12 protein-coding genes are annotated in these 13,010 nt (G+C 66.3%); 8 read left to right on the forward strand and 4 right to left on the reverse strand.

Going from position 1 to position 13,010, the window contains the following annotated elements:
• Positions 1-112 precede the first annotated feature (112 nt).
• From AB4Y99_RS17520 to AB4Y99_RS17555, 8 genes are all read left to right on the forward strand, one after another.
• A complete protein-coding gene (locus AB4Y99_RS17520) occupies positions 113-1,381 on the forward strand; it encodes an ABC transporter substrate-binding protein (protein WP_441524221.1) in 1,269 nt (422 codons plus the stop codon).
• Positions 1,382-1,579: 198 nt separating this feature from the next.
• A complete protein-coding gene (locus tag AB4Y99_RS17525) occupies positions 1,580-2,485 on the forward strand; it encodes a carbohydrate ABC transporter permease (protein ID WP_441524211.1) in 906 nt (301 codons plus the stop codon).
• 10 nt (positions 2,486-2,495) lie between these two features.
• Positions 2,496-3,326: a carbohydrate ABC transporter permease gene (locus AB4Y99_RS17530; RefSeq protein WP_441524212.1), complete on the forward strand. Its 831-nt coding sequence runs from the start codon at positions 2,496-2,498 to the stop codon at positions 3,324-3,326.
• A gap of 8 nt (positions 3,327-3,334) precedes the next feature.
• Entirely contained in the window at positions 3,335-4,444 is a 1,110-nt protein-coding gene (locus AB4Y99_RS17535) for an ABC transporter ATP-binding protein (RefSeq protein ID WP_441524213.1), read from the forward strand.
• A gap of 13 nt (positions 4,445-4,457) precedes the next feature.
• Positions 4,458-5,444, forward strand: a complete 987-nt coding sequence (locus AB4Y99_RS17540; protein ID WP_112763214.1) for an NAD-dependent epimerase/dehydratase family protein — start codon at positions 4,458-4,460, stop codon at positions 5,442-5,444.
• Positions 5,445-5,446: 2 nt separating this feature from the next.
• Entirely contained in the window at positions 5,447-7,159 is a 1,713-nt protein-coding gene (locus tag AB4Y99_RS17545; protein WP_441524214.1) for an SMP-30/gluconolactonase/LRE family protein, read from the forward strand.
• Positions 7,156-7,920, forward strand: a complete 765-nt coding sequence (locus AB4Y99_RS17550) for an SDR family NAD(P)-dependent oxidoreductase (protein ID WP_441524215.1) — start codon at positions 7,156-7,158, stop codon at positions 7,918-7,920. The genes AB4Y99_RS17545 and AB4Y99_RS17550 overlap by 4 nt, the downstream gene beginning before the upstream one ends.
• A 158-nt stretch (positions 7,921-8,078) precedes the next feature.
• Positions 8,079-9,458, forward strand: a complete 1,380-nt coding sequence (locus tag AB4Y99_RS17555) for a M20/M25/M40 family metallo-hydrolase (RefSeq protein ID WP_441524216.1) — start codon at positions 8,079-8,081, stop codon at positions 9,456-9,458.
• Between the two features lie 149 nt (positions 9,459-9,607).
• Here the strand turns inward: AB4Y99_RS17555 and AB4Y99_RS17560 are convergent, their stop codons facing one another.
• The 4 genes from AB4Y99_RS17560 to AB4Y99_RS17575 form a co-directional block, all read right to left on the reverse strand.
• A complete protein-coding gene (locus AB4Y99_RS17560) occupies positions 9,608-10,360 on the reverse strand; it encodes an SURF1 family protein (RefSeq protein ID WP_441524217.1) in 753 nt (250 codons plus the stop codon).
• Positions 10,361-10,370: 10 nt separating this feature from the next.
• Positions 10,371-10,766 (reverse strand): cytochrome o ubiquinol oxidase subunit IV, encoded by a 396-nt coding sequence (gene cyoD, locus AB4Y99_RS17565; protein ID WP_441524218.1) that lies wholly within the window; start codon positions 10,764-10,766, stop codon positions 10,371-10,373.
• Positions 10,763-11,404: a cytochrome o ubiquinol oxidase subunit III gene (gene cyoC / locus AB4Y99_RS17570; RefSeq protein WP_441524219.1), complete on the reverse strand. Its 642-nt coding sequence runs from the start codon at positions 11,402-11,404 to the stop codon at positions 10,763-10,765. Before cyoC ends, cyoD begins: the two co-directional genes overlap by 4 nt.
• Before the next feature lie 3 nt (positions 11,405-11,407).
• Positions 11,408-13,010: cbb3-type cytochrome c oxidase subunit I (locus AB4Y99_RS17575; RefSeq protein ID WP_441524220.1), on the reverse strand; the 1,603-nt coding region annotated here is incomplete at its 5' end.

Raw genomic sequence — 13,010 nt, forward strand, 5'->3', positions numbered from 1 at the left:
GGCCGGGGCTGGGCGTCGCGCCCTCCGAGGAGGCGTTGAATCTGCTTCGCAAGCACTGACCGTAACCGCCGGACAACACGGCAGAAAAACGAGAGGGAGAAACGTCATGAGGATGCTGGACTGGAAGCGGCTCGCCGCCGCCGGGCTCGTCACGCTCGGCACGATGACGGCCCTGCCCGCGCTCGCCCAGAACAAGGTGCTGAAATTCGTCTCCTGGCAGAAGGACGAGCGCGGCACCGGCGACTGGTGGGGCTCGGTCATCAAGGAATTCGAGGCGACCCATCCGGGCGTCAAGATCGAGTGGACCAAGGTTGAGCGCGGCGCCTTCGCCGACACGATGACGACGCTCTTCGCCGGCGGCCAGCCGCCGGACATCGTCCACCTCGCCTCGTTCGAGTTCCAGAAATTCGCGGACAATGGCTGGCTGGAGCCGCTCGACCCCTACATCAAGAACGCCAAGCTCGACCTGAAAGGCTGGGCCGGCCAGGACACCTGCACCTGGAACAAGCAGAATGTCTGCGTGATGATGCTCTATTTCGGGTACTTCATGGCCTATAACGAAGACCTCCTGAAGAAGGAGGGGCTCGAGGTTCCGAAGAACTACGCGGAATTCCTCACCGCTGCCCGCAAGCTCACCAAGGACATCAACGGAGACGGCATCGTCGACCAGTTCGGCACCGGCCACGAGACCCGTGGCGGCGGCGGCCAGTACATGTCCGAGATGATGAACTACACGCTCGACGCCGGCGCGCGCTGGACCGACGAGAACGGCAAGGTCACGATCAACACGCCGCAGATGATCGAAGGCCTCACCCGCTGGAAGACCATCGTCAAGGAGAACCTGACGCCGCGCGACCTCGCGGCCGGCGAAGTCCGCCAGCTCTTCGCCGATGGCAAGATCGCGCTGAAGATGGACGGCCCCTGGCTCTGGCCGATCATCCAGAAGGGCAAGGCCCGGGACCAGATCAAGCTGACCACGGTACCGTTCAACCCGCCGGTCGGCGGCTCCTCGAACGTGCTCGGCATCGCCTCCGAGATTTCGCCGGAGAACAAGAAGCTCGCCTGGGATTTCATCGCGATCGCGACCTCCGACAAGTTCCAGTCGAGCTATGCGACGCTCGGGGCCTCGCCGCCGCCGGACCCGCGTGCCGACACGACCGGTGCCAGCAAGGAGACGCCGCATTTCGACCTGCTGGTGAAGGCCACCAAGGCCGCCGCCGATGCCAAGGTCGACCGGATCCCCAAGGGGCTCGAGCTGCAGTTCAATGAGTTCGCCAAGATGGTCATGGAGGAGAGCCAGCGCATGATCATCCAGGATCTCGACCCCAAGGTCGTGGCCGCGACCATGCAGAAGAGGGCCGAGGCGCTGCAGCAGCAGTGACGACCGTTCCCTTCTCCCCCTGCGGGAGAAGGTGGCTCGGCGAAGCCGAGACGGATGAGGGGTCGCGCCGCCTTGTGTGGTCAGCGCTCGTGCGAGGCACTCACGCCGGCAACGTCGAGAGACCCCTCGCCTCAACCCTCTCTCGCAAGGGGAGAGGGGGTCTGTCGCGGAACATGCTCCCTACCTGAAAGCCGCCCCATGTCCCGATCAGCCTTTCTCGATCTCGCCCGCCCGAGCCGACGCCATTGGCTCGGCTACCTCCTGCTGTTGCCGGCGGTGCTGCTGATCGGGCTGATCATCGCCTATCCGCTCTTCGTCTCGGTCGATCTCTCCTTCCAGAATGTCGGCATTCCCCGGCTCGACCAGCCGCGGCGGCCCTTCACGACGATGAACTACGAGCGGCTCTTCACCTCGCCGGAATTCTGGAACGCGAGCTGGACCACGCTGAAGCTCGTCGTGATCGTTTCCTTCTTCTGCTTCCTGCTGGGCCTCGGCACGGCGCTGCTGGTCAACAACCGCTTCAAGGGCCAGTCGCTGGCGCGCCTGCTTGTCGCCCTGCCCTGGGCGGTGCCGGAAGTCGTGGCCGTCGTGGTCTTCGCCTGGATCTTCGATTCCTCCTTCGGCCTGATGAACTGGGTCTTCATCCGGCTCGGGCTCGTCGACACCACGATCAACTGGTTCTCCTCGCCGGAGGCCGCCTTCGCCGTGGTCTGCGTCACCATGATCTGGAAGGGCTACCCGTTCGTCTCGATCATGATGCTCGCCGGTTTGCAGTCGATCCCCGAGGATTTCTACAACGCGGCCCGCGTCGACGGCGCCAATGCCTGGCAGCGGCTGATCAACATCACCCTGCCCTCGCTGATGCCGGTGCTCGGCGTGACCCTGATCCTCGTCATGCTCTGGGTCTTCCGCGACTTCTCGATCATCTACGTCATGACCGGCGGCGGGCCGCTGAAGGCGACGCAGACACTCTCGATCATGACCTACGAGCAGGCCTTCGGCTTCTTCAAGATGGGCTACGCCTCTGCGATCGGCGTGGTCACGCTGGTCATCTGCGTCATCGCGAGCCGGCTGCTGATGGGCCGGGCGCCCGAGAACATCTGAGGAGGCGCCGATGAAACGCAAGCTCCCCGCAGCCGCCCTGCTCTATGTGACGGTGATCGTCACCTGCGCGCTCCTGGTCTTCCCGATCTATTGGCTGATCGTCACTGCGCTGGCGACGCCGGCCGAGCTCAGGGCGCTGCCGCCGACATTCTGGCCGACAGCCCCGCGCTGGGGCGTCTTCGCGGAGATCATCGAGCAGCGGCCGATCCTGCTCTGGCTCGGCAATTCCGTGCTGGCGGCGGCGGGCGCGGTGACCTTGTCGATGCTGGTCTCGGTGCTCGCCGGCTACAGCCTCTCGCGCTTCCGGGTGCGCGGCGGCCAGTCGCTCGGCCTGTTCATCCTCACCGCCAAGATGCTGCCGGCGACGCTGCTCGTCATCCCGCTCTTCGGCATTTTCCGGATGACGGGGATGATCGGCAGCCTGTGGTCGATCATCCTCGCCCACGCCACGCTGATCGTGCCCTTCACCACCTGGATGCTGAAGGGCTATTTCGACACGATCCCGCGCGAGCTGGAGCAGGCGGCGATGGTCGATGGCTGCTCTCCGCTCGGCGCGATGGTCAGGGTCATCCTGCCGGTCTCGGCGCCGGGCCTGGCGGCGACAGCGCTCTACGGCTTCGTCCTGTCCTGGTCGGACTATGCCTATGCCCGCACCTTCCTGACCAACGCCCAGACCAACTGGACCGCCAATCTCGGCCTGACCACGATGAAGGGCGAGTATGTCTCGAACTGGGCCGATATCTCGGCAGCGGCGCTGATCGTCGCCCTGCCGGTCCTCCTCATCTACCTCTTCCTCGAACGCTACCTCGTCGGCGGGCTCACCGCCGGCGCGGAGAAGTGAGCTCACGCATGGCCGGTATCAGCATCGAACGCGTCACCAAATCCTACGGCCCGCTGCAGGTCCTGAAGGACTTTTCGCTTGAGATCACGGATGGCGAGTTCGTCGTCTTCGTCGGCCCCTCCGGCTGCGGCAAGTCGACCATGCTGAAGATCCTCGCGGGGCTGGAGGAGGCGACCTCGGGCACCGTCCGGATCGGCGGGCGCGACGTCACCGACCTCGCGCCAGGCGACCGCGACATCGCCATGGTCTTCCAGAACTACGCGCTCTATCCGCATCTGACGGTCGCGCGGAACATGGGCTTCGGCCTGAAGATGCGCGGCATGCCGGCGGCCGAGATCGAGCGGCGGGTCAACGAGGCCGCGCAGATCCTCGGCGTCGCTCATCTGCTCGACCGCAAGCCGAAGGCGCTCTCCGGCGGGCAGCGCCAGCGCGTCGCGCTCGGCCGGGCCATCGTGCGCGAGCCGCAGGCCTTCCTGATGGACGAGCCGCTCTCCAATCTCGACGCGAAGCTGCGCGTCCACACCCGCGCCGAAATCTCGGCCCTGCACCAGCGCCTGAAGACCACGACGATCTATGTCACGCACGACCAGACCGAGGCGATGACCATGGCCGACCGCATCGTCATCATGCGCGACGGCGAAATCCAGCAGATCGCCGATCCCGACACGATGTTCCGCAAGCCGGCCAATCTCTTCGTCGCCGSCTTCATCGGSTCGCCGGGCATGAACTTCTTCCGCGCTGAGTTGACGGGCGCGCGCACAGCCCGGCTGCTCGGGCGCGAGATCGAACTGCCTCTGGCGAAGGCGCCCGGCACCCGCGAGCTGCTCGTCGGCCTCAGGCCCGAATATCTCAGCGCAGGCGCAACCGGCCCCGTCACCTTCGAGGCGACGCCACGGCTCGTCGAAAGCCTCGGCAGCGAGAAATACCTTTATCTCGACCTGGCCGAGGAGAACCGCACCTCCCTCAAGGATGCCGGCAGCGACGACCGCCGAGCGGACCAGTTCATCGCCCGCGTGATGGATGCCGACCATGTGACACAGGGACAGCCGATCCCGCTCTCCTTCGATCCGGCGCGCCTGCATCTCTTCGATCCCCAGACGCATCTCGCCCTGAACTGAGGACAGCGTAGCCATGGCCATTCTCGTCACGGGCAGCGCCGGGCGCATCGGTTCCCGCGTCGTCGACCGCCTCCTCGCCGAAGGGCAGACCGTCACCGGCTTCGACCTGCGCAGTGCGGGGCGCTCCCAGCCCGGCTATCGCGAAATCGTCGGCGCCTTCGACGATCCGGCCGCGGCGCGTGAGGCGGTGAAGGATGCCGAGGCGATCCTGCATCTCGGCGCCTTCATGTCCTGGCTTACAGCCGATGCCGACAAGGTCTTCCGTGCCAATGTCGACGGCACGCGCATCCTCATGGAGGAAGCGGCTAGGGTGAAGCCCGCTCGCATCGTCTTCGCCAGCTCCGGCGAGGTCTATCCGGAGAACGTCCCGGACTACCTGCCGGTCGACGAGGACCATCCGCTCAAGCCGCGCTCGACCTATGGCCTCTCGAAGCAGCTCGGCGAGGAGATCATTCGCCTCACCGAGCGCAGCGCCCGCATTCCCGCGACGATCCTGCGCTTCTCGCACACGCAGGACGCGGCCGAGCTGCTCGATGAGACCAGCTTTTTCTCTGGCCCCCGCTTCTTCCTGCACCCGAAGATCCGCCAGCAGGAGGGCTTCGGGAATGCGGCCGCGGTCGCCGCGCTGAAGGCCGCCGATGACGGCACGCCCGCGCTGGTGCTCTCGCGTAACGAGAACGGCCGGCCCTTCCGCATGCACATCACCGATGCCCGCGACATGGTCGACGGCATCCTGCTCGCGCTGAAGAGCGAGAAGGCGGCCGGGCGCACTTACAATCTCGGTGCCACCGCGCCCGTCGATTTCGCCGACGCCTTGCCGCTGATGGCGCAGGCGACGGAGCTGCCTCTGAAAACGGTCGACCTGCCCGGTTCCGGCGTGTTCTACGAAACCTCGAATGCCCGGATTCGGGCCGAATTGGGTTTCGAGCCGCAATGGACGATCGAGCGGATGATCGCGGAGGCCGCAGCAGCGCGCGCGGCCCGCGCGAAGGCGGGCTGAGGATGCAGGAAGAGCGTGTCCTACCCCCGAAGGAGCGCGACGTCCCGGTCGGCGCCGCCGCGCTGGCCAAAGGCCTCTATCTGCTCGAGGTCATCGGCGAGCACCCGACGCCGCCGCGCTTCAAGGATCTGCAGGCGGCGACCGGGCTCGCCAAGGGCACGCTCGCCCGCCTGCTCAATACGCTGCTGCTCTTCCGTTTGATCCGGCACGAGGACAGCGACAACACCTATCGGCTCGGCCACAGGCTGTTCGAACTCGCCCATCGCGTCTGGGAATCCTTCGATCTGCGCGGCGCTGCCGCGCCCATGCTGGAGCGGCTGGCGGAGGAAACCCGCGAGACGGTCGCGCTCTGCGCCATCGATGGCGGCGAGGTGCTCTATATCGACCAGCGCAGCCGTGGCGGCGCCTTCGGCTTCCGCATCGAGGCGGGGCGCCGTGCGCCTCTGCATTGCACGGCCGGCGGCAAGGCGCTGCTGGCCTTCGCGGCCCCCCATGAACGCCGGGCATTGCTCGATGCGATCACGCTCGAATCGTACACTCCTGCGACCATCACCACGGAGGACGCGCTCCTCGCGGATCTCGCTCTCGCACAGGTGCGCGGCTACTCCGTTTCGCAGGAAGAGCATCTGCCAGGAGTGTCCTCCGCGGCGGCGCCGATCTTCGACCATACCGGGCGAGCGGTGGCCGCCATCGGCGTGTTCGGCCCTTCGACGCGGCTGTCGAACGATCGCCTCCACACGACAGGCCGCGACTTGATGGCCGCCGCGCGCCAGATCTCCGGCAATGTCGGTGCGGTTCCGCCCAACAGCATCGCGCCGCCCTCACCCGCCCACCGGCAAAGCGAGAGCGACGCCGAATGCGTGCTGCCCTGGGGCGCGCATCTGGCGGAAGGCCCGCTCTGGTCGGCCGCCGAGCAGCGCCTCTACTGGGTCGATATCCTCGCCCCGGCGGTCCACCGCTTCGACCCGGCGACGCGGACCAATCAGGAGGTCAAGCTGCCGCGCCTCGTCTCCGCCGTTATCGAGAGGCGGCAGGGCGGGCTCGCGGCGCTGACGCAGGAAGGGCTGGAAAGCTTCGATTTCGCCAGCGGCGCCTTGTTGCCCCTCGTCGACCCGGAAAACGACCTGCCTGACAACCGCTTCAACGACGGCAAATGCGACCGGCAGGGCCGGCTCTGGGCGGGATCGATGAGCCTCGATGCGAGCAAGCCGACCGGCTCGCTTTATCGAATCAACGGCGATCTGAGCTGGAAGCGGGCCGATGGCGGCTTCCGCGTCGCCAACGGCCTCGACTGGAGCCCCGACGGCCGCATGTTCTACTTCACCGACAGCGCGCCCGGCCGCATCTACGCCTATGACTTCGACATGGCCTCGGGCGCCGTCTCCAGGCGCCGCATCTTTGCCGAGATCGACCCGGCCGAAGGCCGTCCGGACGGCCTCGCCGTGGACAGCGAAGGCTTCATCTGGTGCGCGCTCTGGGACGGCTGGTGCGTGCGCCGCTTCACCCCGGATGGCCGCCGTGATCGCGATATCCGTCTGCCGGTACCGCGCCCGACCAGCCTCGCCTTCGGCGGCGCCGATCTTTCGACCCTCTTCATCACCACGGCCCGCATTCGCCTGCCCTCCCGCGTGCTGGCGGAAGCGCCCTTCTCCGGCGGCCTCTTCGCCGCGCCCGCGCCGGTCCCCGGCCTGCCCTCGACGAGCTTCGCGGGATGACGGTCGAAGCCACCTATCCGGACCTCAAGGGCCGCACCGCCCTCGTCACCGGCGGGGCCGACGGGATCGGCCGAGCCACCGTCATCGCACTGGCCCGCCAGGGAGTCCGCGTCGGCTTCATCGACATCGCGATCGATGCCGGCCGGGCGCTCGAAACCGAATTGCGAGCAACAGGCGCCGATTTGGCCTTCGCCTGCGCCGATCTGCGCGACGTCGAGGCTGCCCTGGCCGCCGTCGATGTCCTTGAGACGAGGCTCGGTCCCGCTGCGATCCTCGTCAACAATGCCGGCCATGACGAGCGGCATGCCTTCGCTGCCGTGACGCCGGAGTACTGGGACGACCGCTTCGCCGTGAACCTGCGGCCGATGATGTTCCTCGCCCAGAAGCTCGCGCCCGGCATGGCGACGCTGGGTGGCGGCGCGATCGTCAATCTGAGCTCGACCTCCTGGATGAAGCGCTCGGCCGATCTCATCGCCTACACCACCGCGAAATCGGCGGTCATAGGCTTCACCCGCTCATTGGCGCGCGAAATCGGCAAGGACCGCATCCGCGTCAACTGCGTCACGCCCGGCTGGGTGATGACGCCGCGCCAGCGCGCCGAGCGCCTGACGCCCGAGCGCTGGGCCGAGGCCCAGGAGCAGCAGGCGATCAAGGGCGCGATCGAGCCCGAGGATATTGCCGCGATGATCCTGTTCCTCGCCTCCAATGCCTCGCGCATGTGCACCGGCCAGAACTTCATCGTCGACGCAGGGAGCGTCTGACAACGACGCGCCGAAGCTGCATGCCGCCGCACCCCGGCCATGCCCCGACCGAGCTTGAGCGCCCTGCCGGCCCATCCTAGTCTGAGTGTGCCGGCTGTCGTCGGCTGCTCGCGCCTCGCCTTCCGGCCGGCGCTCCCCCGAGTTCCAGGCGCATTCTCATGGCTACCTCCGACGCATTGGCCGCAGTCTTCGATCATATCGAGGCGAACCGGGCCGCCTTCCTCGACCGCCTGATCGACTATCTGCGCCACCCCAGCATCAGCGCCGAGAACATCGGCATCGTCGAGGTCGGCAATCTGCTGCTGGGCATGCTGACGAAGATCGGTCTCGAAACCAGCCTCGTGCCGACCGAAGGCCATCCGATGGTGGTCGCGCGCTGGGAGAAGGCGCCGGGCAAGCCGACCGTGCTGCTTTACGGCCATTACGATGTGCAGCCGGCCGACCCGCTCGACAAATGGCTTTCGCCGCCCTTCGAGCCGACGATCCGAGACGGGCGCCTCTATGCCCGCGGCGTCGGCGACAACAAGGGCCAGCACTTCGCTCAGATCCTCGCCATCGAATCCCATCTCAAGGTCCATGGCGAGCTGCCCTGCAACGTCATCCTGCTGCTGGAGGGCGAGGAGGAGATCGGCAGTCCGAACATCGCCGGCTTCGCGCGCGCCAACCGGCATCTGCTGAAGGCCGACCTCTCCGTCACCGCCGACGGCCCGCGCCATGCGAGCGGCAAGCCGAGCATCAAATTCGGCTCCCGTGGCGTCGTCTCCTTCGAGCTGCGCTGCCGCCATGCCAGCCGCGACGTCCATTCCGGCAATTTCGGCGGCGTCGTGCCGAACCCGATCTGGACGCTCGTCCACCTGCTGTCCACGATGAAGAACGCCAATGGCGAGATCACCATCGAAGGGCTGCATGACGATGTGCTGCCGCCGACGCCGGAGGATATCGAGGCGATCAAGCGCCTGCCGCTCGATATCGAAGGTTTCAAGCAGGGTTTGAGCCTCACCCGGCTCGACGCGCCGCTCGACCGCCCCTTCTACGACCGCCTCTGCTTCCAGCCGACGCTGACGATCAACGGCTTCCATGGCGGCTATGGCGGGCCGGGCACCAAGACCGTGCTGCCGAACGAGGCGCTGGTGAAGTGCGATATCCGCCTCGTCGAGGCACAGGATCCCGAAGACATCCTGCGCAAGGTCAAGGCGCATGTGGAGAAGCATGCGCCCGAGGTTGAGTTCATCGCCGAGGAGATGGGCATGCAGCCCTCGAAGACGCAGATCGCCTCGGCCTATACCGCGCCGCTGCGCCGTGCCTTCGTCGCCGCCCATGGCGAGGAACCGCTGCTGATCCCGGCCGGCTTCGGCAGCCTGCCGAACTACGTCTTCACCAAGATCCTCGGCATCCCGGCCTATGTCACGCCCTACGCGAACCATGACGAGGCCAATCACGCCCCGAACGAGAACATGACCTTGGACTGCTTCTACAGCGGCTTGCGGACGGGTGCTGCGCTGCTGCACGAGCTTGGGCAGATGCCAAGCCGGGACTAAGCGCCAGCCCAAATTTCCACGTCATTCTGGACAAGCCGCGAAGCGGCGCCGATCCGGAATCCATCATAGGCCTCCGCGCTCTGCGATGGATTCCGGGTCAAGCCCGGAATGACGGCGTGTTTCCGAACCACCCTGGAAGCACCTCGAACCTATGAGGCAGACGGCTCCTCTTCCGCACGCCTGCGCAGGACGTAAAGCCCGGCCCAGGCGCTCATCCCCGCGAGGCAGAACCAGGTCAGCGCATAAATCAGATGCGTGTTGCGGAAGCTGACCACCGTCAGCCCGCCCAATGGCAGAGGGCCGGGCTCGGAGGCAGCATCCGCATCGACGAAGTAGGGCGCGACCTGGCCGAGTCCGCCTGCCCCGGCAATCGCTGCGACATCGCGTGAATACCAGCGGCCGCCGGCCGCGTCGTTGCTGCGCAGGAACCCGCCGCCCGGCTCGCTCAATCGCAGCAGCCCGACGAGATGCGTCTCGCCGCGCGCCGCCGCATCGCTGCGCTCTCCTGGCTCGCGCCGGTCTTCCGGCACGAAGCCGCGATTGACCAGAACCGTGAAGCCGCGCGCGGTTTGGAACGGCGCCAGAACCCAGAAGCCGGGTCCTTTCTCGGTCACGGCCTTCACCAGCGTCTCCGGCCCGGACAGATAGCGCCCTTCCAGCGCGACCCTCCGGTACTCTTCCCCGGCGATGCCGGCCCAATCCTCCGGCCCCGGCGCAGGGGCCGGCGGTGCGTGGATGYGCGCATCGACGCGCGCGATCAGATCGAGCTTCCAACTGCGCCGTTCGACCTGCCAAAGGCCGAGCCCGGCGAAGACGAGGGTGAGCAGGCCGATCAGGCCGAGAAGGGCAACCCGGCGTGCCGCCGATGGACGGCCGGTCTCGGCGCGCGCCGGGGCGGCCATGGCGACACCCTCACATCGGGTGGTCGCCGGGCGCCATCGGCATCATGTTGCTGTTGAGGTGGTACATCACCCACAGCGAGCCCGAGAGCRCGATCACCACGATGAYGATGGTGAAGATCARSGCCATCATCGWCCAGCCGCCTTCSGAGCGCGAATTCATGTGCAGGAAGTAGACCATGTGGACGACGATCTGCACCGCCGCGAAGGCCATGACCACCAGCGCCGTCACGGTCGAGTTGCCGAGCACGTCGCCCATCACCAGCCAGAACGGAATCGCGGTCAGGATGGCCGCGAGGACGAAGCCGGTGAGATAGCCGCGCAGCGTCGCATGCGAGGCGCCGTGATCGTCATGGCCGGCGCCATGTGCTTCGGCGTGGGCTCCGGAGTGGTCCTGCGATCCGCTCATTTCAGCACGCCCATCAGATAGACGAAGGAGAAGACGCCGATCCAGACGACGTCGAGGAAGTGCCAGAACATGGAAAGGCACATCAGACGGCGGCGATTGGCCTCGATCAGGCCGCGCTGCGACACCTGCACCATCAGCACGGTGAGCCAGATCAGGCCGAAGGTGACGTGCAGCCCGTGCGTGCCCACCAGCGTGAAGAAGGAGGAGAGGAAGGCGCTGCGCATCGGCGTCGCGCCCTCCAGGATCATGTGGTGGAACTCGTAGAGCTCGATGCCGATGAAGGCGAGGCCGAACAGGCCGGTCACCGCAAGCCAGCCCTGCACCGCGGCCTGCCGCCCCTTGTCCATCGCCAGCATGGCGAAGCCGTAGGTGATCGAGGAGAGCAGCAGCATGGTGGTGTTGACCGCCACCAGCTTGAGGTCGAACAGGTCGGCGCCGGAAGGCCCAGCCGCATAGTTGCGCCCGAGCACGCCGAAGGTCGCGAAGAGGACTGCGAAAACCAGGCAGTCGCTCATCAGGTAYATCCAGAAGCCGAGCATGGTCGAGCCGCCGGAGTGCTCGTGCTCGTCTTCCGTGACGTGGAAGACCGGGATGTCGGCCTTGTCGGAGTCCAGCGCTGTCGCCGTGGTCATCGTCATCCCTCAGGCCTGCCCGAGTTGCTCGGTGCGCGCATTCTCCTCGCGCAGGACCGTCTCGGCCGGGATGTGAAAGTCCCGGTCATAGTTGAAGGTATGGGCGATCGCCGTCGCGATCACCGCGATGAAGGCCAGCGCCGCCAGCCACCAGATGTACCAGACCAGCGCGAAGCCGCAGATCGTCGCGAAGGCGGAGATGATCAGGCCTGCGCCGGTGTTCTTCGGCATGTGGATCGGCTTGAAGCCACCCAGCGGGCGCCGATAGCCGCGCTTCTTCATGTCGGCCCAGGTGTCATGGTCGTGGATGACGGGCGTGAAGGCGAAATTATAGGCCGGCGGCGGCGAGGAGGTCGACCATTCCAGCGTACGCCCATCCCAGGGATCGCCGGTCGTGTCGCGCAACTGCTCGCGACGCAGGATGCTGACACCGATCTGGATGAGGAAGCAGAGGATGCCGAGCGCGATCAGCACGGCGCCGAAGGCCGCGATCACGAACCAGATCTGCAGCGACTGGTCCTCGAAATGGTTCACCCGACGGGTCACGCCCATCAGGCCGAGCACATAGAGCGGCATGAAGGCGACGTAGAASCCGATCASCCAGAACCAGAAGGAGARCYTGCCCCAGAACTCGTCGAGCTTGAAGCCGAAGGCCTTCGGGAACCAGTAGGTGATGCCGGCGAAGGCGCCGAAGACCACGCCGCCGATGATCACGTTGTGGAAATGCGCGATCAGGAACAGGCTGTTGTGCAAGATGAAATCGGCTGGCGGCACCGCCAGCATGACGCCGGTCATGCCGCCGATGACGAAGGTCAGCATGAAGGCGAGGAGCCACATCATCGGCAATTCGAAGCGGATGCGGCCGCGATACATCGTGAACAGCCAGTTGAAGATCTTCGCGCCCGTCGGGATCGAGATGATCATCGTCGTGATGCCGAAGAAGGAGTTCACGCTGGCGCCCGAGCCCATCGTGAAGAAATGGTGCAGCCAGACGAGGTAGGACAGGATGGTGATGACCACCGTCGCATAGACCATCGAGGTATAGCCGAAAAGCCGCTTGCCGGAGAAGGTCGAGGCCACCTCCGAATAGACGCCGAAGACCGGCAGGATCAGGATGTAGACCTCCGGGTGCCCCCAGATCCAGATCAGGTTCACGTACATCATCGGGTTGCCGCCGAGATCGTTCGTGAAGAAGTTGGTGCCGACATAGCGGTCCAGCGTCAGCAGCGCGAGCGTGCCGGCCAGGATCGGGAAGCTCGCCACGATCAGCACGTTGGTGCACAGCGCCGTCCAGGTGAAGACCGGCATCTTCATCATGTCCATGCCGGGCGCGCGCATCTTCACGATCGTCGCGATCAGGTTGATGCCCGACAGCGTCGTGCCCACGCCCGCGATCTGGAGCGCCCAGAGATAGTAGTCCATGCCCACCCCGGGCGAGTAGGCGGCCCCCGACAGCGGCGGATAGGCGAGCCAGCCGACCTTGGCGAACTCGCCGACGAAGAGCGAGGCCATGACCAGCACGACGCCGCCGACGGTCATCCAGAACGAGAAATTGTTGAGGAAGGGGAAGGCGACGTCGCGCGCGCCGATCTGCAGCGGCACGACATAGTTC

The organism is Allobosea sp. TAB14, assembly GCF_052113865.1.
Classification (GTDB): Bacteria; Pseudomonadota; Alphaproteobacteria; order Rhizobiales; family Beijerinckiaceae; genus Allobosea; species Allobosea spartocytisi.

Coding starts and splice junctions, on each gene's coding strand:
- AB4Y99_RS17520 (WP_441524221.1), top strand. CDS start 113: ATGCTGGACTGGAAGCGGCTCGCCGCCGCCGGGCTCGTCACGCTCGGC.
- AB4Y99_RS17525 (WP_441524211.1), top strand. CDS start 1,580: ATGTCCCGATCAGCCTTTCTCGATCTCGCCCGCCCGAGCCGACGCCAT.
- AB4Y99_RS17530 (WP_441524212.1), top strand. CDS start 2,496: ATGAAACGCAAGCTCCCCGCAGCCGCCCTGCTCTATGTGACGGTGATC.
- AB4Y99_RS17540 (WP_112763214.1), top strand. CDS start 4,458: ATGGCCATTCTCGTCACGGGCAGCGCCGGGCGCATCGGTTCCCGCGTC.
- AB4Y99_RS17545 (WP_441524214.1), top strand. CDS start 5,447: ATGCAGGAAGAGCGTGTCCTACCCCCGAAGGAGCGCGACGTCCCGGTC.
- AB4Y99_RS17550 (WP_441524215.1), top strand. CDS start 7,156: ATGACGGTCGAAGCCACCTATCCGGACCTCAAGGGCCGCACCGCCCTC.
- AB4Y99_RS17555 (WP_441524216.1), top strand. CDS start 8,079: ATGGCTACCTCCGACGCATTGGCCGCAGTCTTCGATCATATCGAGGCG.